19 protein-coding genes are annotated in these 20,867 nt (G+C 59.0%); 9 read left to right on the top strand and 10 right to left on the bottom strand.

The genetic code is table 11. The features are described 5' to 3' along the window. Genes astB through ABFI50_RS17985 form a run of 4 tightly spaced genes read right to left on the bottom strand, consistent with a single transcriptional unit; the run spans position 1 to position 5,048 of the window. Positions 1-1,326, bottom strand: a complete 1,326-nt coding sequence (gene astB / locus ABFI50_RS18000; RefSeq protein WP_048996556.1) for an N-succinylarginine dihydrolase — start codon at positions 1,324-1,326, stop codon at positions 1-3. After that, positions 1,313-2,800 carry a succinylglutamate-semialdehyde dehydrogenase gene (gene astD / locus ABFI50_RS17995; protein WP_045135053.1) on the bottom strand — a complete coding sequence of 496 codons (1,488 nt, stop codon included), beginning with the start codon at positions 2,798-2,800 and terminating at the stop codon, positions 1,313-1,315. The genes astB and astD overlap by 14 nt, the downstream gene beginning before the upstream one ends. Then, positions 2,797-3,831: an arginine N-succinyltransferase gene (astA, locus tag ABFI50_RS17990; protein ID WP_023332758.1), complete on the bottom strand. Its 1,035-nt coding sequence runs from the start codon at positions 3,829-3,831 to the stop codon at positions 2,797-2,799. The genes astD and astA overlap by 4 nt, the downstream gene beginning before the upstream one ends. Further along, positions 3,828-5,048, bottom strand: a complete 1,221-nt coding sequence (locus ABFI50_RS17985; RefSeq protein ID WP_023332757.1) for an aspartate aminotransferase family protein — start codon at positions 5,046-5,048, stop codon at positions 3,828-3,830. The genes astA and ABFI50_RS17985 overlap by 4 nt, the downstream gene beginning before the upstream one ends. 433 nt (positions 5,049-5,481) lie before the next feature. Here ABFI50_RS17985 and xthA point away from each other — a divergent pair, with 433 nt between their 5' ends. From xthA to ABFI50_RS17955, 6 genes are all read left to right on the top strand, one after another. Further along, positions 5,482-6,288 (top strand): exodeoxyribonuclease III, encoded by an 807-nt coding sequence (xthA, locus tag ABFI50_RS17980; protein WP_014883464.1) that lies wholly within the window; start codon positions 5,482-5,484, stop codon positions 6,286-6,288. 6 nt (positions 6,289-6,294) lie between these two features. After that, complete coding sequence (locus ABFI50_RS17975; RefSeq protein WP_232932306.1) at positions 6,295-6,978, top strand: TVP38/TMEM64 family protein; 684 nt, start codon at positions 6,295-6,297, stop codon at positions 6,976-6,978. Positions 6,979-6,984: 6 nt separating this feature from the next. Further along, complete coding sequence (locus ABFI50_RS17970) at positions 6,985-8,154, top strand: ABC transporter substrate-binding protein (protein WP_014883462.1); 1,170 nt, start codon at positions 6,985-6,987, stop codon at positions 8,152-8,154. After that, on the top strand, positions 8,127-9,656 hold the full coding sequence (locus tag ABFI50_RS17965; protein WP_342858788.1) for a thiamine ABC transporter permease: 1,530 nt from the start codon (positions 8,127-8,129) through the stop codon (positions 9,654-9,656). The genes ABFI50_RS17970 and ABFI50_RS17965 overlap by 28 nt, the downstream gene beginning before the upstream one ends. Next, positions 9,656-10,276: an ATP-binding cassette domain-containing protein gene (locus tag ABFI50_RS17960; RefSeq protein ID WP_023332753.1), complete on the top strand. Its 621-nt coding sequence runs from the start codon at positions 9,656-9,658 to the stop codon at positions 10,274-10,276. The genes ABFI50_RS17965 and ABFI50_RS17960 overlap by 1 nt, the downstream gene beginning before the upstream one ends. Before the next feature lie 73 nt (positions 10,277-10,349). Beyond that, positions 10,350-11,657, top strand: a complete 1,308-nt coding sequence (locus ABFI50_RS17955; protein ID WP_088126874.1) for a sulfurtransferase — start codon at positions 10,350-10,352, stop codon at positions 11,655-11,657. Here the strand turns inward: ABFI50_RS17955 and ABFI50_RS17950 are convergent. Beyond that, a complete protein-coding gene (locus ABFI50_RS17950) occupies positions 11,654-12,271 on the bottom strand; it encodes a CDP-alcohol phosphatidyltransferase family protein (RefSeq protein ID WP_088126875.1) in 618 nt (205 codons plus the stop codon). The genes ABFI50_RS17955 and ABFI50_RS17950 overlap by 4 nt on opposite strands. Continuing rightward, entirely contained in the window at positions 12,264-12,833 is a 570-nt protein-coding gene (locus tag ABFI50_RS17945; RefSeq protein ID WP_088126876.1) for a carboxymuconolactone decarboxylase family protein, read from the bottom strand. Before ABFI50_RS17945 ends, ABFI50_RS17950 begins: the two co-directional genes overlap by 8 nt. A 75-nt stretch (positions 12,834-12,908) precedes the next feature. Here ABFI50_RS17945 and ABFI50_RS17940 point away from each other — a divergent pair, with 75 nt between their 5' ends. Next, positions 12,909-13,319: a pyrimidine (deoxy)nucleoside triphosphate diphosphatase gene (locus ABFI50_RS17940; protein WP_048996547.1), complete on the top strand. Its 411-nt coding sequence runs from the start codon at positions 12,909-12,911 to the stop codon at positions 13,317-13,319. Here ABFI50_RS17940 and ABFI50_RS17935 read toward each other — a convergent pair. Further along, positions 13,285-13,557 (bottom strand): YnjH family protein, encoded by a 273-nt coding sequence (locus tag ABFI50_RS17935; RefSeq protein WP_014883456.1) that lies wholly within the window; start codon positions 13,555-13,557, stop codon positions 13,285-13,287. The two genes, ABFI50_RS17940 and ABFI50_RS17935, sit on opposite strands and share 35 nt — an antisense overlap. A 227-nt stretch (positions 13,558-13,784) precedes the next feature. Here ABFI50_RS17935 and gdhA point away from each other — a divergent pair, with 227 nt between their 5' ends. Further along, on the top strand, positions 13,785-15,128 hold the full coding sequence (gene gdhA / locus ABFI50_RS17930) for an NADP-specific glutamate dehydrogenase (protein ID WP_248189485.1): 1,344 nt from the start codon (positions 13,785-13,787) through the stop codon (positions 15,126-15,128). 61 nt (positions 15,129-15,189) lie between these two features. Here gdhA and ABFI50_RS17925 read toward each other — a convergent pair whose 3' ends face one another. The 3 genes from ABFI50_RS17925 to ABFI50_RS17915 all read right to left on the bottom strand — a co-directional run bounded on the left by ABFI50_RS17925 (position 15,190) and on the right by ABFI50_RS17915 (position 18,819). Next, positions 15,190-17,103: a DNA topoisomerase III gene (locus tag ABFI50_RS17925; RefSeq protein ID WP_014883454.1), complete on the bottom strand. Its 1,914-nt coding sequence runs from the start codon at positions 17,101-17,103 to the stop codon at positions 15,190-15,192. 4 nt (positions 17,104-17,107) lie between these two features. Then, positions 17,108-18,151, bottom strand: coding sequence for a selenide, water dikinase SelD (gene selD, locus ABFI50_RS17920; RefSeq protein ID WP_014883453.1), 1,044 nt, complete (start codon positions 18,149-18,151; stop codon positions 17,108-17,110). A gap of 116 nt (positions 18,152-18,267) precedes the next feature. Then, complete coding sequence (locus ABFI50_RS17915; RefSeq protein ID WP_023332747.1) at positions 18,268-18,819, bottom strand: NAD(P)H nitroreductase; 552 nt, start codon at positions 18,817-18,819, stop codon at positions 18,268-18,270. 167 nt (positions 18,820-18,986) lie between these two features. Here ABFI50_RS17915 and sppA point away from each other — a divergent pair, with 167 nt between their 5' ends. After that, positions 18,987-20,843: a signal peptide peptidase SppA gene (gene sppA / locus ABFI50_RS17910; RefSeq protein WP_023332746.1), complete on the top strand. Its 1,857-nt coding sequence runs from the start codon at positions 18,987-18,989 to the stop codon at positions 20,841-20,843. The last annotated feature ends 24 nt before the right edge of the window (positions 20,844-20,867 follow it).

Here is a 20,867-nt window from a genome sequence, read left to right as displayed (position 1 = left end):
TTAGCGCTGGAACGGATAAACCGATCCCAGTTGCAGGATTGATGTCAACGCGTCCAGCGCCTCGCGCCCTTCACGCAGAAGCTGCGGGTCAATCAGATCCGCCTGCGTTAACCGGTCGCGATAGTAGCGATCCACCCAGTCATTAAGGGTGGTAAACAGCGCTTCGTTCATCATGACTGCCGGGTTAACGGCCTGCATTTCATTCGGCGTTAATACCACGCGCAGACGCAGGCAGGCAGGACCGCCGCCGTTAGCCATGCTTTCACGCAGATCAAACACGCGCAGTTCGTCAATGGGGTTATCGGCCTTAACCAGTTGCGTCAGGTATTGCCAGACGCCTTTATGATCCTGTGACTCCTGCGGTAGCACCAGCATCATGCTGCCGTCATCGCGGCTCAGCAGCTGGCTGTTGAACAGATACGTTTCAACCGCGTCCTGCACGCTGACGGCCTGCGTGGGCACCTGAATGGGCATAAAGCCGGGTACGCGTTCGCGCAGTGTCGCGAGCAGTTTCTCCTGATGCGCAAACGCCTGCTCATGGCAGAACAGCACCTGACGGTTGGAAACGGCAATCACGTCGTTATGGAACACGCCCTGGTCAATCACCTGCGGGTTCTGCTGGGCAAAAATCACCTGTGAAGGATTGACCTGGTTCAGGCGAGCGACCGCCTGGCTGGCGGCCAGCGTCTGGCGGGCAGGATAGCGAACGGGGGCAGAATGACCGCCCTCCTCGCGCCCGTAGATAAACACCTGTACGCCAGGCTCGCCATAGTCGCCTCCGAGACGGTTATGGTTGGCCGCGCCTTCGTCGCCGAACATCGCCACCTGCGGCAGAGCCTGATGCACCGCAAAATGGGCGTCATGGTTGAAAATAGCGCGCAGCACGCGCTCGGTGGTTTCCGCTTCGGTGGCGCGGTGGAATTTGTTGTTCAGGTTAGCCACCGTCAGATGGACTTTGCCATCCAGCGTATCGGCTGACGGTGCGACGGTCGCCGCGTTCGCCACCCACATAGAGGAGGCGGAGCTCGCCGCCGAGAGCAGATGCGGCGTTTGCGTGCCCGCTTTTTCGACCACCTGCTCATCACTCCCGGTAAAGCCGAGCTGGCGCAGCACCGCCACGTTCGGCCGTTCCTGCGGCGGGATCACCGCCTGCGGAAACCCGGCATCTGCCAGCGCTTTCATTTTCTGCAGGCCCTGCTTCGCCGCCAGTTTCGGGTTGGAGACCTGAAACTGATGCTTCGTCGAGGCTTCATTACCAAAGGAGAGACCGGCATAGTGGTGGGTCAGCCCCACCAGCCCGTCAAAGTTGACTTCACGCGCTTTCATGACGATCCCCTTCGCTAAAATCCAGCCCCGGACTGAGCGTCTCCGGCAGCGTCAGCGCCGGGGTTTCCAGGCTCGCCATCGGCCATGCACAGTAATCCGCGGCATACCACGCGCTGGCGCGATGGTTACCCGACGCACCCACGCCGCCGAATGGCGCGGTGCTCGCCGCACCGGTCAGCGGTTTATTCCAGTTCACAATCCCGGCGCGCGCTTCCAGCAGCAGTTGATCAAACTTCTCGCGATGCGGCGAAATGAGTCCGCTCGACAGGCCATAGCGGGTGTTGTTTGCCATCGCAATCGCCGCATCAAAATCGTCGTAACGCCAGACGCACAGCAGCGGGCCAAAGACCTCTTCATCCGGCACGTTGCTCGCGCCGCTCATCTCAACAATACCCGGCGTCAGCAGCGAGGTTCCCGGCTGTACCTGCCTGGGTTCCAGCAGGGTTTTCGCGCCGCGCGCAACGTGGTTTTGCCAGGCGTTAAGCACATTCAGCGCGGCCTGTTCGGAAATCAGTCCCCCCATAAACGGCTGCGGATCGGCATCCCACGCGGCGGGGACCAGACGTGCGCTGACGTCGACCAGGCGTTTCAGGAAGGCATCCCCTTGTGCGCCTCGTTTCACCAGCAGGCGGCGGGCACAGGTGCAACGCTGTCCGGCGGTGATAAAGGCGGACTGGATCGTCAGGTGCACCGCGGCGTCAATATCATCGGGGTCTTCAACAATCAGCGGGTTGTTGCCCCCCATCTCCAGCGCCAGAATTTTTTCCGGCTGTCCCGCCAGCTGGCGATGCAGCTGATAGCCCGTTCCGGCGCTGCCGGTGAACAGCAGACCGTCAATATCGCTCAGCGCACTGAGCGCCTGACCGGTTTCGCGACCGCCCTGCACCAGGTTCAGCACGCCCGGCGGCAACCCGGCCTGTTCCCACAGCTTCACCACCGCCTCGCCGGTTAAGGGGGTTAACTCGCTCGGCTTGAAAATAACGGTATTGCCCGCCAGCAGTGCGGGAACAATGTGGCCGTTCGGCAGATGTCCCGGGAAGTTGTACGGGCCAAATACCGCCAGCACGCCGTGCGGACGATGGCGCAGCGTCGCCGCGCCGTCCGGCATCTCGGTGTGTTGCTCGCCGGTGCGGGTATGGTATGCCTTCACCGAAATGGCGATTTTGTTGATCATCGCCGTCACTTCCGTTGCTGCTTCCCAGCGTGGCTTACTGGTTTCGGAAGCAATAATGCGCGTGAGCTCAGCTTTATTCGCCTCCAGCAGCCCGGCAAACGTTTCAACAATGGTCTGGCGCGTGGCGAAAGGCTGTTTGGCCCACGCCGGAAACGCACGACGCGCGGCATGACAGGCTTGTTCCACCTGGCTGGGGCTGGCGTCATTTCCCTTCCAGAGCACCTCATTACCTACCGGATTGGTCTTTACGCGCAGCTCGCCTTCGCCCGTTACCCAGTCACCGTTAATCCATAATGTCATGCTGTTTTCTCCTCAGGGCAGAGACGCACCAGACGAACCGTATCGCCGGCGTTACATTTCAGGGCATCCAGTTCTGCAGCCGTTAGCACCAGACGTTCACATTTCGGGTTAGTCCGCACCAGCATGGCGCGGAAGTGGGTGTAATTTTCGTTCGCCACCAGACATGCCGGCCAGTCGCCTGGCGCGGGCTGACCTTCAGAGACCTCTACCAGGCGGCTTTTACGGATCGCGCGAACGCGGTCGATATCGCACTCAAGCGTCGGTCCGCCGTCAAAGATATCGACATAGTTACGGTAGCGGAAGCCCTCTTTCTCCAGCACTGCGCGAGCTGGCGCGGTTTGCGGATGCACTTCGCCGATCACCGCCTGCGCTTCCGGGCTAAGGAAATGGGTATAGATAGGATGCTTCGGCATCAGCTCGGCAATAAAGGCTTTCTGGCCGGTGCCGCAGAGATAGTCTGCACGGCTGAACTCCATAGAGAAGAAGCGCTCGCCCAGGCTCTCCCAGAACGGCGAGTAGCCGGTGTCATCGATCACGCCGCGCATCTCGGCGACCACCTTTTCGTTAAAGCGATCGCGGAAGGCAGCCATAAACATGAAGCGCGATTTGGAGAGCAGATAACCATTGCCCTCTTTGCGCCACGCCGGGTCGAGGAACAGCGTGCAGAGCTCGCTGGCACCCGTGTGGTCATTACAGAGAAACAGCGTCGGCAGCGCGTTATAGACGTTCAGCTCTTTCGACGCGTGAACCATGGTGCCGACGCGGTAGTTATACCACGGGTCGTTAAGGCCGACGGCCACTTCAATGGCGCAGATCCCGGCCACCGTCCCCGTCTCGGTATCTTCCAGCACGAACACGTAGCCCTGTTCGCTTTTTGGCAACGTCCCCTGCCAGGTTTGCAGGGCGCGCTCAATGCGCGCCGACAGCGTTTTTTCATCGGCAGGAAGCGAGGTCAGCCCGCCTCCCGTCTTACCGGCAAGCTGCATGAGCCCGGCGATATCGCCGCGCTCAACGGGACGGATGACCATCATGATGACACCCCGGACTTCACTTTTTCACACGCCAGTGCAAATCGATCCAGACCGGTTTGCACCTCTTCCTCGCTGACAATCAGCGCGGGAGCAAAACGCACCACGTTGGCACCGGCAATCAGCACCATCACGCCCATTTTTGCCGCTTCCTGTGAAATAAGTTTAGCTTTTCCGGCAAACTCAGGGGTGAGCTCGCAGCCAATTAACAGCCCCAGGCCGCGAATTTCCTTGAACAGTCCGGTCTTGCCATTGATGGCGTTCAGACGTTCAACAAACCAGTCGTGACGCTGCTTAACGCCCTTCAGCACCTCAGGGGTGTTAATGATGTCGAGAACCTGTCCGGCCACAGCGGTCGCCAGCGGGTTGCCGCCGTAGGTGGTGCCATGGGTGCCCACGGTCATCACGCTGGCGAATTTATCGGTCGTCAACGTGGCCCCAATCGGGAAGCCGCCGCCCAGCGCTTTGGCGGTTGAGAGAATATCCGGCGTCACGCCGTAGTGCATATACGCATACAGCTCGCCGGTGCGGCCGACGCCGGTCTGTACTTCGTCGAAAATCAGCAGCGCATTATGGCGATCGCACAATTCGCGCAGCCCCTGAAGGAATGCTTTTTGCGCCGGAAGCACGCCGCCCTCGCCCTGCATCGGTTCGACGATCACCGCGCAGGTGGTGTCGTTAATCAGCTCGCTGGCAGACTGCAGATCGTTATAGATGCCGTGGCGAATATCCGGCGGCAGCGGTGCGAAATCCTGCGAATAAGAGGGCTGACCGCCCGCGCTCACGGTAAACAGCGTGCGTCCGTGGAAGGCATTTTTAAATGCCACAATCCCGCTCTTGTGGGTACCGAACTTGTCGTGGGCATATTTACGTGCCAGCTTCAGCGCCGCTTCGTTGGCTTCCGCCCCGGAGTTACAGAAAAAGACTTTTTCGGCAAACGTCGCGTCAATGAGCTTTTTCGCCAGACGCAGCGCAGGCTCGTTGGTAAAACCGTTACCGGTATGCCAGAACTTCGCGGCCTGATCGTTCAGCGCCTGACGCAGCGCCGGATGCGCATGGCCCAGCGCATTCACCGCAATCCCCCCGGCAAAGTCGATGTACTCTTTCCCCTGCTGATCCCACAGGCGTGAGCCTTCCCCGCGAACCGGAATAAACGCCGCCGGCGCGTATACCGGCATCATCCATTCATCGAAATTTTCACGCGTAATTGACAGAGACATAGCGACCTCATCCGGTAAATAAAAGGTTATTTGAATGTTAAATAATTGAGTGTTTGCACTGTGAATGTAGATTGCAGCCTTCGTGCCAGCCAGCGATAAAAATGCATAAACGGGTTGAGGTAACAGAATATCAATGAGTTATGATATGGAGTTATTCACTGTTACTGCATAAAAAGTGAATATTTTTACGATAAGCGGCGCTTTACCGCATGAAAATAAGAAAGAGTATGCAAAGGCCAAATATAATTCTGGAATTGTGATCGCTCGCGAAATTTCCCGGCCATTTACGCCCTGTCCGGGGGCAAAACGCGTCAGGATGGTGCAAATATTGCACCACCGGCATTATCTGTCGCAGTTATTGGTCGAACCCGGTAACAGTTGATGCAAATTCTGCTACCATCCATGCACTATTCACCTTGCACTGGCAGCGACTATGAAATTTGTCTCTTTTAATATCAACGGCCTGCGCGCCCGTCCTCATCAACTGGAAGCCATTGTTGAGCAACATCAGCCCGATGTTATCGGCCTGCAGGAGACCAAGGTTCACGACGACATGTTCCCCCTCGAAGAGGTCGCGAAACTGGGTTACAACGTCTTCTACCACGGTCAGAAAGGTCACTATGGCGTCGCGCTGCTCACCAAAGAAACCCCGGTTTCCGTGCGTCGCGGCTTCCCCGGGGACAATGAAGAAGCGCAGCGCCGTATCATCATGGCGGAAGTGCCCTCTGCACTTGGCAATATCACGGTCATTAACGGCTATTTCCCACAGGGTGAGAGCCGTGACCACGAGACAAAATTCCCCGCCAAAGCGAAGTTTTATCAGGATCTGCAGAACTACCTGACAACCGAACTGAAAAAAGAGAATCCGGTGCTGATCATGGGCGACATGAATATCAGCCCGACGGATCGGGATATCGGCATAGGCGAAGAGAACCGCAAGCGCTGGCTACGTACCGGCAAATGTTCCTTCCTCCCAGAAGAGCGCGAGTGGATGGAACGCCTGCTGGGCTGGGGCCTGGTGGATACCTTCCGCCATGCGAACCCTGAAACCCAGGATCGCTTCTCGTGGTTTGACTACCGCTCAAAAGGCTTTGACGACAACCGTGGCCTGCGTATCGACCTGCTGCTGGCCAGCTCGCCGCTGGCTGAGCGCTGCATCGAAACCGGGATCGACTACGATATCCGCAGCATGGAAAAGCCATCGGACCATGCGCCGGTATGGGCTAAATTCAAGCTCTGATCGCGCGTGAACAGTCGAAAATTACTCTTCCTGTGCGCCCTTATGGGCGCATTTATTCTGACGTTTGTCATGCTGCCACCGGGCACGCTCTCTCTGGAAGGGGTTAAAACTCACCAGCAGACGTTACTTTCCCATGTCGACCGCGCGCCGCTGCAGAGCGCAATGATCTTTTTTGCACTCTACGTAGCGGTCTCCGCCCTGTCGCTTCCCGGCGCGGCGATCCTGACCCTGCTGGGCGGGGCACTGTTTTCCCTGTGGGAAGGCACCGTGCTGGTCTCGTTTGCCTCTACGCTCGGGGCTACGCTGGCCATGCTTGCCAGCCGTTATCTCCTTCGCGACTGGGTTCAGCAGCGCTTTGCCCGGCCGATGAATACGGTGAATACCGGTATGGCGCGCGAGGGTACGGCCTACCTTTTTGCCCTGCGCCTGATGCCGCTGTTCCCGTTTTTTGTGGTGAATTTGCTGATGGGGGTGACCCGCATCACGGTGAGGCGCTACTGGTGGGTTAGCCAGATCGCCATGCTGCCCGCCACGGTTGTCTTCCTCAACGCCGGGCGCGAGCTGGGAAAAGTGACATCGCTGCACGATATTGTATCGCCGGGTATGGTCTTCGCCTTTACACTATTGGGGTTATTGCCGCTGGCTACCCGCTGGCTGTATTCCCGTTACACCTCTTCGTTCAAAAAGTGAGGCATTATGCGCCGTGTGCGTTTTTGCACGTTTCTGACAGGCCTGCTGCTGGCCGCCCCCCTGTATGCCGCCGACAGCTGGCAAAGTATCCAGCAACAAGCCAACGGGCAGACTGTCTGGTTTAACGCCTGGGGAGGCGATCCGGCGGTCAACCGCTACCTTGAGTGGGTGAGCGGCGAGATGCAAACGCACTACGCCATTACCCTTAAAATCGTCCCGCTGGCCGACGCTGCCGATGCGGTAAAACGGATCCAGACCGAAGCCGCCGCGGGGCGCAAAACGAATGGCTCGGTCGACCTGCTGTGGGTCAACGGCGAAAACTTCCGCACGCTAAAAGAGGCTAATCTCCTGCAAACCGGGTGGGCGCAGAGGTTGCCCAACTGGCGCTATGTCGATACCCGCAAACCTGTCACCGAAGATTTCGCCATTCCCACAGACGGCGCGGAATCGCCATGGGGCGGCGCGCAGCTGACCTTTATCGCCCGCAAAACCAGCATGCCGACGCCGCCAGAAGATCCGCAGGCGTTGCTGGATTACGCAAGGCAGAACCCCGGCAAGCTCAGCTATCCCCGCCCGCCCGATTTTACCGGTACCGCGTTCCTTGAGCAGCTGCTGATGACGCTCACGGCTCATCCGGATGCGTTGCAAAAAGCACCCGATGACACCTTTGCCCAGGTGACCGCCCCGCTCTGGGCGTATCTCGATAAACTGCACCCGCTGCTGTGGCGTGAAGGGAAAGACTTTCCTCCCTCGCCCGCCCGGATGGATACCCTGCTTGCCAGCGGGAGCCTGAATCTGTCGCTGACCTTTAACCCGGCGCATGGGCAGCAGAAAGTGGCGAGCGGCGAACTGCCTGCCGACAGCTACAGCTTTGGTTTTCGCAACGGGATGCTCGGCAACGTCCATTTTGTGGCGATTCCCGCCAATGCCAGCGCAAGCGCTGGCGCAAAAGTCGTCGCCAACTTCCTGCTGTCACCGCGGGCGCAAATCCGCAAGGCCGACCCGGCCATCTGGGGTGACCCGAGCGTGCTGGATGTGAAAACGCTGCCCGAAGATGAAGCAAAACAGCTGCTGGCGCATACGCCGCAGGGGCTGCCGAAGGTTCTGGCAGAGCCGCAGTCCGCCTGGGTTAACGCGCTGGAGCAGGAATGGCTGCGTCGTTACGGCACCCGTTAAGCTGGCTTGTCTGGCTGGCGATGGCGATTATTTATCTGCCGCTCCTGCCCGCCGGTGCCATGCTGCTTGCTCCGGCATTTTCTGTCGTTAACTGGCAGCGGCTGCTGAACGACCCACAATTGCCTCAGGCAGCCATCGCCACCCTGGTTTCAACGCTTATCGCCACGCTGGGGGCGTTGTTTATCGCCCTTTCTCTCGTGGCCCTTTTCTGGCCCGGCAAACGCTGGCGGCGTCTCAGTACGCGCCTGCCGTGGCTGCTGGCCGTGCCCCATGTGGCTTTCGCCTCCAGCGCGTTGCTGCTGTTTGCCGAAGGCGGTCTGTTTTATCAGGTCTGCACCGTCTGTTCACCTCCGTATGACCGCTACGGCATCGGGCTGGGTCTGACGCTCGCGGTCAAAGAGAGCGCGTTTGTACTGTGGGCGATTTACGCCGTGCTGCCGGAAAAACGGCTCGCACCGCAGAAGATTGTCCTGCAGACCTTCGGCTACGGGCGTTTTCAGACGCTTAACTGGCTGCTCCTTCCGGCGATCGCGCCGGTACTCGGCGCGGTGATGCTGGCGGTGCTGGCGTGGTCGCTGTCCGTCGTGGACGTGGCGCTCGTTCTCGGGCCCGGTAACCCGCCGACGCTGGCCGTGCTGGCCTGGCAGTGGCTGAGCCAGGGAGACGTACAGCAGCAGGCTAAAGGGACGCTGCTGTGCCTGCTTCTCCTTCTGCTGCTGGCCGCGCTTGCTGCGCTGGGCTACGGGCTGTGGAAGGTGTGGCGTCGCACGTTTGCACATCCGACGGGCGCACGCCAAAGGTCTCATCTCGCCCTGCCAGAGCGTGTATTCAGCGGCTTTCTGCCCGCGTGCGGGATACTTTGCGCCGCGGTGCTGTTGATGCTGGCCCAACGGGACGATGTTGGCCCGGTGAGTACCAGCCTTTCTTTCGGTCTGCTTTCGAGCCTTGTCGCCCTGATCGTCATTTTTCTCTGGCTGGAATGGGGGCCGCAGCGAGGCGCTCCGTGGGTGTGGTTACCGCTCGCGCTCCCGGCGCTACCGCTGGTCACAGGGCAATATGCCATTGCGTTACATCTGGGCCTCGACGGCCACTATGCCGCCGTGCTCTGGAGCCATCTGCTCTGGGTACTCCCCTGGATGCTGCTGGTGCTGCAACCGGCCTGGCAAAGGCTCGATCCCCGGCTTATTCTTACCGCCAGGACTCTCGGCTGGCGGCGGGCAAAAATCTTCTGCCTGCTGAAATGCCCTCTGCTGGTGCGCCCTGCGCTGCTGGCCTTTGCCACCGGTTTTTCAGTCAGCATGGCGCAATATATGCCGACGCTGTGGCTGGGCGCAGGTCGTTTCGCCACGCTGACCACCGAGACCGTCGCGCTCAGCAGCGGGGGCAGCATCCCGGTTCTCGCTAACCGGGCGCTGGGTTTACTGCTGGTCACGGGCACGGTGTTCGGTCTGGCCTCACTCTTCTCCCGCCTTGCGGGCCGCTATCGTCAGGGATTACGTTAATGTTGAAGGTAAAGGATCTCACCATCGAACCGCTTTTCCGCGAGGTCAATTTTTGCGTTCCCCGCGGGGAGATCGTCACCCTGATGGGCCCCTCCGGCAGCGGAAAATCGACCCTTTTTTCCTGGATGGTCGGCGCGCTGTCAGATGATTTTCAGGCACGGGGCGAGCTGTGGCTCGATGAGCGTCGCTGCGACGGCCTTCCCGTCGAATCTCGCGGGCTGGGCATTCTCTTTCAGGACGCGCTGCTGTTTGACGCGTTCAGCGTCGGGCAAAATTTGCTGCTGGCGTTGCCTGAGCGGATCGCCGGACGCGCACGTCGGGAAGCCGTCGAGCTGGCGCTGAATTCCGCCGGGCTTGGCGACCGTTACGCCAGCGACCCGGCAACCCTTTCCGGCGGTGAGCGCGCCCGGGTCAGTCTGCTGCGCGCCCTGCTCGCTGAACCGCAGGCACTGCTGCTGGATGAGCCCTTCAGTCGCCTCGATAAAGCGTTACGCACAACGTTTCGGGCCTGGGTGTTTGACACCGTCCGGGCGCGCAATATTCCGGTGGTGCTGGTCACCCATGATGAGGACGATATTCCACCCGCCGGCGAGGTGATTGAGATTTCTCGCTGGCAATAATGTGCTAACGCAATGTTTTCCGTTTCGGGAGAGACGACAATGCCCCCCTCTTTTACTGACGTCAGGTTATTCGATGAAACGTGTTTCTCAACTGACCGCGCTGGCCCTGCTCTGCGGCCTCGCTTCGTTTTCCTCTCAGGCGGCTGAAATGGCCAATTCACTCACGCTGTCCCAGCTTCAGGCGCAGCACGGTACGCCTGTCGACACCCGCGCCAGCGCGTTCTACAACGGCTGGCCGCAGACCCTCAGCGGTCCTTCCGGGCATGAACCCGCAGCGCTCAACCTTGCGGCCAGCTGGCTTGACGCAATGAGCGACGAACAGCTGGCGCGCTGGGCTAAACAGCATCAGTTTTCGCCTGCGACGCCTGTCGCGCTGTACGGCGACGATAGCGCCAACCAGGCGGTGAAAGCGCGCCTGGAGAAAGCCGGATATAACGCTATCTCGCTGCTCAGCGATGCCCTGCAAACCCCGGACCGCCTGCAGCGTCTGCCGCACTTTGAACAGCTGGTCTATCCGCAGTGGATCCACCAGCTCCAGCAGGGTAAACCGGTGACAGCCGCGCCCGCGGGTGAATGGAAAGTCATAGAAGCGGCCTGGGGCGCGCCGAAGTTTTATCTGCTGAACCATATTCCCGGCGCGGGATACATCGACACCAACGAAGTGGAAAGCGAGCCGCTGTGGAATAAAGTCTCCGACGACAAGCTGAAAGCGATGCTGGCGAAGCACGGGATCCGTCACGATACCACCGTCATTTTGTATGGTCGTGACGTTTACGCCGCCGCGCGCGTGGCGCAGATTATGCTGTATGCAGGCGTGAAGGATGTGCGCATACTCGATGGCGGCTGGAAGGCGTGGTCAGATGCGGGTCTGCCGGTTGAACGCGGTACGCCAGGGAAAGTGAAACCCGCCCCTGATTTTGGCGCACCGATCCCTGGTCAGCCGCAACTGATGGTGGATATGGAACAGGCGCGCGGTATGCTGCACCGCCAGGATGCCTCTCTCGTCAGTATTCGTTCGTGGCCGGAATTTATCGGCGAAACCAGCGGCTACAGCTACATCAAGCCAAAAGGTGACATTGCCGGCGCCCGCTGGGGCCACGCGGGAAGCGATGCCACCCACATGGAAGATTTCCACAACCCGGACGGCACCATGCGCAGCGCCGACGACATCACCGCCATGTGGAAAACGTGGGATATCCTGCCGGAGCAGCACGTCGCCTTTTACTGCGGCACCGGCTGGCGAGCGGCTGAAACCTTTATGTACGCCCGGGCGATGGGCTGGAAGAACGTCGCCGTCTATGACGGCGGCTGGTATGAGTGGAGCAGTAACCCGCAGAACCCGGTCTCCCGCGGTGAGCGCGGGCCCGAGAGTACGCATTAAGGTTTGAGTGACTTTAGCGTCACATAACCGCTCCAGATGCGCGTTGTGGTGGTCAGCCAGCACAACGCGCCAAATATCCACGCGAACACGGCAAAATGGGCCGGAAACAGGCAGCAGAGCACGAACAGCACGATGGTCTCCGTCCCCTCCGTTAACCCGCCGATGTAGTAAAACGACTTGTGCGCATAGCCGGGGTTGTCGATATTGTGCTTCGCCGCCAGTGCCGCAAAGGCCAGAAAGCTGCTCCCGGTGCCAATAAATGCGAACAGCAGCCAGGCGGAAGCCAGCGTATTCTGCTCAGGTGCCGCCAGCGCAAAGCCAAACGGCACCAGCGCATAGAACAGGAAATCGAGCGCGATATCCAGAAACCCTCCCGCATCCGTGAGCCCTCTCCGGCGCGCCAGCGCACCGTCCAGACCATCCAGCAGGCGGTTCAGGACGATGGCGACCAGTGCTGCCGGGTACCAGCCGAGGGCCAGAAATGGCAACGTCAGCAGGCCGATGGCAAACCCCGCCAGGGTAAGTCCGTCGGGCGTAATGCCCGGCTTATCCAGCGCAGAGACCAGACGATTCAGCGCGGGTTTTATCCGTGGGTGCAGGTGACGGTCAAGCATCAGGCTTCCCTTTAAACGTGGCGCACAGCCCCTGCGCCGGGATATCCAGCGCGGCGTTAAAGCGGGCGGAGAGATTCTGAAAGGCGATGAGCGCCGTCATTTCAGTAATAACCTCATCGGTAAAGTGGCGTATCAGCGCCGTTTTGATTGCTTCATCCACCCTGGGCGGCGTGGCGGTGACCGCCTCAGCATAGGCCAGCGCCGCGCGCTCTTGTTCACTGAACAGGTCAGAGTCTGGCCAGTCGCTCACGGCCTGGACTTTATCCAGCGCCCCGCTGCGCTCGGCCAGACGCAGGCTGTTAGCATCAATGCAAAAAGCACAGTGGCACAGCTGCGATACCCGCGTCATCAGCAGCGAGCGGAGTTGCGGCGTCAGGCGCGCGTTTCTTCGCTCCAGAAAACCGACAAACAATGCGACCAGCCAGAACAGACGCGGCATGCGCCCCCACCAGCGCGTGGGATTCAGGACTGCACCAAAGTGTTTTCGCTGCATGGCGGCAATCGGTTTTACGCTCGCCGGAAGGGTTGGGATGGGTTCTACCCAGGTGGACGACTCTTTCACCTGTTTCTCCTGATGACTGGACTCTTTGAAAGGGCACGATAATATGTCGTTTTTCGCTATCAAGTATTGACGACCATGCTAAAAACAGTCGATGTCGTTGCGGCCATCATCGAAAAAGACGACAAAATTTTACTGGCGCAGCGCCCTGCCCACGCCGATCAACCGGGAATGTGGGAATTCGCTGGCGGAAAAGTCGAGGCCGGTGAAACCCAGCCTCAGGCGCTAATCCGCGAGCTGCGTGAAGAGTTGGGTATTGAGGCGCAGCCCGTGCAGTATGTGGCAAGCCACCAGCGCGAAGTGTCGCAGCGGTTAATCAACCTGCACGCCTGGCATGTTCCTGCCTTTAGCGGAGCGTTAACCGCACACTACCACAGCGCGCTGGCGTGGTGCACGCCGGAAGAGGCGTTGAGCTACGACCTGGCCCCGGCGGATATTCCGCTGCTGGAGGCGTTTATTCTTTTACGCGCCGCCAGACCAGCGGGTTAGTGCTGATCGCGCGTTCATCACGCTGGCATTGCAGCAAAACCCCGTCCGCTTTTACCACTGCTCCTTCAGAATAATTTTGATCCTGATAGATACAGCACTGGTTACAGGGTTGCGCACGCTGGCCGCCGGAGCTAAAGACCTCCGGCGGGACATTCACCTCCACGTCCGGGCGAATGCGGTCAGCCTGCGCGCCAGCGGTCAACATCAACGAAAATGCAGCCATCACGTAACGATTCATAAACTTGTCTTCCTGTTATGTCCTGATAATGACTATAACGGTTAATCGGGCAGAATCTTTAATTTCACACATCATCGCTTTTTGTTATGACGCAGCGCGGGTCATTAATTTCCCTTTCCCCCTACATTTCTGCTTGCTTCACAAAGCAGTACGGGTGGTATAGTCAAAAAAACAACACAAATCGCATAAGCAATATACATAAATGACTATAAGGGGTTCTTATATCTATGGATCAGACACGCTCTCTGGAAAGCTTTCTTGCCCATGTTCAGCAGCGCGACCCGCATCAGAGCGAGTTCGCTCAGGCCGTTCGTGAAGTGATGACCACCCTGTGGCCTTTCCTTGAAGAAAACCCGCGTTATCGTCAACTGTCGCTGCTGGAACGTCTGGTTGAGCCAGAACGGGTGATCCAGTTCCGCGTGACCTGGGTGGATGACCGCAATCAGGTCCAGGTCAACCGCGCCTGGCGCGTGCAGTTTAACTCCGCCATCGGCCCGTTTAAGGGCGGCATGCGTTTCCACCCTTCCGTGAACCTGTCGATCCTGAAATTCCTCGGCTTTGAGCAGACGTTTAAAAACGCGCTCACCACCCTGCCGATGGGCGGCGGGAAAGGCGGGAGTGACTTCGATCCTAAGGGGAAAAGCGAAGGTGAAGTGATGCGTTTCTGTCAGGCGCTGATGACCGAACTCTGGCGCCACCTTGGTCCGGACACCGACGTACCGGCGGGGGATATCGGCGTGGGGGCCCGCGAAGTGGGCTTTATGGCCGGGATGATGAAAAAGCTTTCCAACAACAGCGCCTGCGTCTTTACCGGCAAAGGATTGTCGTTTGGCGGGAGTTTGATTCGTCCGGAGGCGACCGGATATGGTCTGGTCTATTTCACCGAGGCGATGCTCAAGCGTCACGGGTTAGGGTTTGAAGGGATGCGCGTGGCGGTGTCCGGCTCCGGTAACGTGGCGCAATACGCTATCGAAAAAGCGATGCAGTTTGGCGCCCGCGTGGTGACGGCCTCGGACTCCCGTGGCACGGTGGTGGATGAAGCGGGCTTTACGGCAGAAAAACTGGCGCGCCTGTGCGAAATTAAAGCCAGCCGCGACGGGCGGCTCGCAGACTATGCCCAGGAATTTAGGTTGACGTATCTGGAAGGCAAGCAGCCGTGGGGTGTTCCGGTGGATATTGCCCTGCCGTGCGCCACGCAAAACGAACTGGACGTGGACGCCGCGCGCACGCTGATCGGCAACGGCGTGAAGGCGGTGGCCGAAGGGGCGAATATGCCGACTACGATCGATGCGACGGATCTGTTCCTCGAAGCGGGCGTGCTGTTTGCCCCAGGCAAGGCCGCCAATGCGGGCGGCGTGGCAACCTCCGGCCTTGAGATGGCGCAAAACGCCGCGCGTCTTGGCTGGAAGGCGGAGAAAGTGGATGCCCGTTTGCACCATATCATGCTGGATATTCACCACGCCTGCGTGGAGTACGGCGGTGAAGCGTCGCAAACTAACTACGTGCGCGGAGCGAATATCGCCGGATTCGTGAAGGTGGCGGATGCGATGATTGGGCAGGGTGTGATTTAAGCTTTCACTGTGTTCTCGCCCTGTAGGCCGGGTAAGGCGAAGCCGCCACCCGGCCTACGGTTTAAGAAGCTGCCGCGCTCTTTTTCTTTTTAAAGGGCTTCTTCGCACCGCTACCCGGCGCAACCATCCCTCTGAACCGCTTCACCGGCGTACTGCGTGCCTGATCGATCAACTGATACAGCGTCCCCACCAGCGGCTGCATAAAGTCCTGGTAGCGGCACTGCTTTTCACTGATTTGCGTCAGCACGGATTCCCAGTGCGCGGTCATGTCCGGCCTCGCGGCCAGCTCCGGAAGGGAGTGGATGAGCGCCCGGCCCGGCTCCGTGGAGTGGATATAGCGTCCTTTTTTCTCCAGGAAGCCGCGCTTGAACAACAGTTCGATGATCCCCGCTCGCGTCGCTTCCGTACCCAGACCGTCGGTGGCGCGCAGGATTTTCTTCAGATCTTTATCCTGCACAAATCGGGCGATCCCGGTCATGGCAGACAGCAGCGTCGCATCGGTGAAATGGCGTGGCGGCTGGGTCTGACGTTCAACCACTTCACCTTTCTCGCACAATAACTCGTCATCTTTCGCGACTACCGGCAGCGGCGTACCGTCGTTCTCCTCGTCACGCTCTTTGTTGCCGAGCAGCGTGCGCCAGCCCGCTTCCGCGAGGAAACGCGCTTTGGCGATAAACTTACCTTTGGCAATCTCAAGCTCAATGACGCATTTGCGGAACACCGCGTCCGGGCAGAACTGCATCAGATACTGACGGGCGATGAGGTTATAGACCTTCGCTTCGTTATCCGTCAGGTTAACGTGGCTGGCGCGTGCCGTCGGGATAATTGCATGGTGGGCGTCCACCTTTTTATCATCCCAGCAGCGGTTATGGGTGTCCGGATTCACCACCGGCTGCGGCAGGAGATCGGCGGCGTGTACGCTTATCGCATTCAGTACCGCGTGGCGACCGGCAAAATGTTCTTCCGGCAGATAACGGCTATCCGAACGCGGGTAGGTGATCAGCTTGTGAGTTTCATAGAGCTTCTGGCAGATATCCAGCACGTTTTGCGCGCTGAGGCCAAAGCGCTTCGCCGCCTCAATCTGCAAGGCCGAGAGCGAAAACGGCAGCGGTGCGGGTTCTGATTCCCGTTTATCGTTATAGCTGGTGACGATGGCAGGCTGACCGGTAATACGGTTAACCACATGCTCCGCCAGCGGACGGTGCAGCAAGCGCCCCTCTTCATCCTGGTACGATTCACAGGCATCGCTCGGCTGCCAGACGGCGGTAAAGCGTTCGTCCTTAGGCGTAACGATATGCGCTTTCACTTCAAAGAAATCTTTGGCGACGAAGTTCTCAATCTCTTCATCACGACGCACCACCAGCCCCAGCACCGGCGTCTGCACGCGGCCCACGGAGAGTACCCCCTGATAGCCCGCATTTCGCCCGAGGATGGTGTAGGCGCGGGTCATGTTGATCCCGTACAGCCAGTCAGCGCGTGCGCGCGCAAGCGCCGAGACGCACAGCGGGATAAACTCGCTGTTGGCACGCAGACGCGAGATCGCACGCTCTACCGCCTGCGGGTTGAGGTCGTTTATCAGGCAGCGCTGTACCTGCTGGCGTTTTTCCGGCGCCAGCTCGAGGTAGTCCAGCACTTCATCTACCAGCAGTTGCCCTTCCCTGTCCGGGTCACCTGCGTGAACCACTTCAGAGGCTTCGTGCAGGAAACGCTTGATCACGTTCAGCTGTTTGGTCACCGAAGGCCGGGGCTGCAGGCGCCATTTTTCCGGCACGATGGGCAGATCGTTGAGGTTCCAGCGGGCGTAGCGGCTGTCGTAGACGTCCGGCTGCGCCTGCTCAAGCAGGTGACCAATACACCAGGTCACCACCTGCCCGTTACCGCATTCGATAAAGCCGTCGCCCTTGCGGTGCGGCTTCGGCAACACGTCGGCGATGGCGCGCGCCAGGCTCGGCTTTTCGGCAATAAACAACCGCATCGAATTAACGGATCTCAATCATCGGTCGGCCACCGCGTGCGGTCACCAGCTCGCCGATCGCCGTCAGGGTAATGCCAAACTCGGCGGCCGTTGCCTGAACGTCAGCTTCGGCTTCCGGTGTGACCGCCAGCAGCAGGCCGCCGGAAGTTTGTGGATCGCACAGCAGGTTGCGCCATTCTTCAGGCATCTCGCCCATCAGGTGACCGTAGCTGGCAAAGTTGCGCTGAGTACCGCCCGGCACCGCGCCCTGCGCAATGTACTCTTCCACGCCCGGCAGTTTCGGCACGTCCTGATACCAGACCTGTGCCTGCACGCCCGCGCCCTGACACACTTCGGAGAGGTGTCCCAGCAGACCAAAACCGGTCACATCGGTCATCGCCTTCACGCCGTCGATATTGGCGAATGCCGCGCCCGCAAGGTTCATCTGGCACATCACTTCCGTTGCCAGACCTTTGTGTTCCGGCTTCAGCAGGGATTTTTTCTCGGCGGTCGTGAGTACGCCAATGCCGAGCGGCTTGGTGAGGAACAGCTTGCAGCCCGCCTGCGCGGTGCTGTTGCGCTTCACGCGCTCGGTCGGCACCACGCCCGTGACGGCCAGGCCAAAAATAGGTTCAGGCGCGTCAATCGAGTGACCACCGGCCAGCGCAATTCCCGCCTGCTGACAGGCGAAACGGCCGCCATCAATGACGTCGCGGGCAATTTCCGGCGCGAGGGTATTAATTGGCCAGCCCAGAATGGCGATGGCCATAATCGGCTTACCGCCCATCGCGAAGATATCACTGATGGCGTTGGTGGCCGCAATGCGCCCGAAATCGAAGGGGTTATCGACAATCGGCATAAAGAAGTCAGTGGTGCTGATAATGCTGGTGCCGTTACCTAAGTCATAAACTGCAGCATCGTCACGCGTTTCATTGCCGACAAGCAGGTTCGGGTCGACAAACTTCGCCTGTTCACTGTGCAGAATGGTCTCCAGCACTTTCGGGGAAATTTTACAACCGCAACCGGCTCCGTGGCTGTACTGCGTTAAACGAATGGTTTGCTCGCTCATGGACGTCTCCTGTCATCTCAATCGCGCTATGGTAGCGCTCATTCCATAAAGAGGTAAGTATGACTGTCTGAATTCTGCGGCAGATGCTCAGAATCCAGACAGTTTAGCGTGGGTTATCAGAAACGGCTGACGAAAGGCGTAGTGTCCGGCACGCTGATGGTGCTGGAGGCTTTAAGCTGCGGCGTACCGAGGTAGAGGAAACCGACAATTTTATCGTGCTCACCGCAGCCAAAACCGTCACGGACTACCGGGCTCTCGGTCAGCGGACCGGTACGCCAGATACCGTTAAACCCCTGTGCGACAGCGGCCATTTGCATCGCCATTACCGCGCAGCCAGCAGACATTTCCTGCTCCCAGACCGGGACTTTGTGGCCAGCCTGACATTTCGCCACGACGGCAATGATCATCGGCGCACGGAACGGCGCATTGCGCGCTTTATCGATACCTTTCTCATCCTGCCCGACGGCAACCGCGCCCTGCTCCAGCAGCTGGCTGAAACGATCGCGGCCTTCACCTTCAATCACAAAGAAGTGCCACGGCTGCAGCGTGCCGTGATCGGGGGCACGCATCCCGGCACGCAGAATGTTTTCCAGCTGCTCGCCCGCCGGGGCAGGTTCGGCCAGACGTGACGCGCTGCGGCGGTTAACAAGCAGTTCAAGTGCGTCCATTAGTTAACTCCTTTATTGAAATTTACTCACAAAATTAACACGGCCGCAGATTTTGTTACAGCCTGGCAGGCGATTCCTGCTGACAAGTGGCGGTTGGGTCATTACGATAACCCAACATTACCGTCCAGTGGCGACGGAAACAGTCATTTTCTGGTTAGGGAGAATACATGCGAACCCTTTGGCGAATCTTTGCCGGTTTCTTTAAATGGACGTGGCGACTGCTCAACTTCGTCCGCAACCTGGTGATGAACATCTTCTTCATCCTGCTGGTTCTGGTTTGCGCAGGCATCTGGATGCATATCAGCAATGCGAATCAGGCGCAGCATTCAACTCGCGGGGCGCTGTTACTCGATATCACCGGCGTCATCGTGGATAAACCGTCCACCAGCAACCGTCTGGGGGTCATTGGCCGTCAGCTGTTTGGCGCGACGTCCGACCGCCTGCAGGAAAACTCCCTGTTCGATATTGTCGATACTATCCGTCAGGCCAAAGACGACCGAAATATCACCGGGATCGTACTGGATCTGAAAGATTTTGCCGGAGGCGACCAGCCTTCAATGCAGTACATCGGTAAAGCGCTGCGTGAATTCCGCGACAGCGGTAAGCCAGTGATCGCCGTGGGCGACAGCTACAGCCAGGGGCAATATTATCTGGCAAGCTTCGCCAACAAGATCTGGCTCTCTCCGCAGGGGACGGTCGATCTGCACGGCTTTGCCACCAACGGCCTGTACTACAAATCGCTGCTCGACAAGCTGAAAGTGACGACCCACGTCTTCCGCGTCGGCACCTATAAATCAGCCGTGGAGCCGTTTATTCGCGACGATATGTCCCCTGCTGCCCGTGAAGCGGACAGCCGCTGGATTGGCGAGCTGTGGCAGAACTATCTGGGCACCGTGGCCGCTAACCGTCAAATTACCGCTGAGCAGGTCTTCCCGGGCGCACGTGGCGTGCTGGAGGGTCTGCGTAAGGTTGACGGCGATACCGCGAAATATGCCCTCGACAATAAACTCGTTGATGCGCTGGGTACCAGTGCAGATATCGAAAAAGCCCTGACCAAACAGTTTGGCTGGAGCAAAGAGGACAAAAACTACAGCGCGATCAGTATGTATGACTACGCTGCGAAAAAACCGGACGAGAGCGGTGACAGCGTAGCCGTGGTGTTTGCCAACGGCGCCATCATGGACGGTCAGGAAACCCCGGGTAACGTCGGCGGTGACACCACCGCGTCGCAAATCCGTGACGCGCGCCTTGACCCGAAAGTGAAAGCCATTGTTCTGCGCGTAAACAGCCCGGGCGGCAGCGTGAGCGCCTCCGAAGTGATCCGCGCTGAGCTGGCCGCGGCCCGCGCTGCGGGCAAACCGGTCGTCGTCTCCATGGGCGGAATGGCGGCATCAGGTGGGTACTGGATCTCCACGCCAGCCAACTACATTGTGGCTAACCCAAGCACGTTGACCGGCTCTATCGGCATCTTCGGGGTGATTAACACTGTGGAAAACAGTCTGGATTATCTGGGCGTGCACACCGACGGTGTTTCTACGTCGCCGCTGGCAGATGTGTCGATAACAAAATCCCTGCCGCCGGAAGTGTCGGAGATGATGCAGCTGAGCATTGAGAACGGGTATAAGCGCTTTATTACGCTGGTGGCTGACTCGCGTAAAAAGACGCCAGAACAGATTGACCAGATTGCTCAGGGCCACGTCTGGACCGGTCAGGACGCGAAGAACAACGGACTGGTGGACAGTCTGGGTGATTTTGACGACGCCGTGAAGAAAGCGGCCGACCTGGCGAAGCTCAAGCAATGGCACATTGAGTATTATCAGGATGAGCCGTCTTTCTTCGATATGGTGATGGACAGCATGTCTGTCTCCGTTCGCGCCATGCTGCCGGAGGCGCTGCAGGCTTACCTGCCTGCGCCGGTTGCCACGGCAGCGAAAGCGATGAAGACGGAAAGCGATAAGCTCGCGGCCTTTAACGATCCACAAAGTCGTTACGCGTTTTGCCTGACCTGCGCGAACGTCCGTTAAAAACCGTCCCCTCTTCTCGCGAAG

The organism is Enterobacter sp. HNDS-6, assembly GCF_039850505.1.
GTDB classification, from domain to species: Bacteria; Pseudomonadota; Gammaproteobacteria; order Enterobacterales; family Enterobacteriaceae; genus Enterobacter; species Enterobacter kobei.
This window is presented reverse-complemented; position numbering and strand designations above follow the sequence as displayed.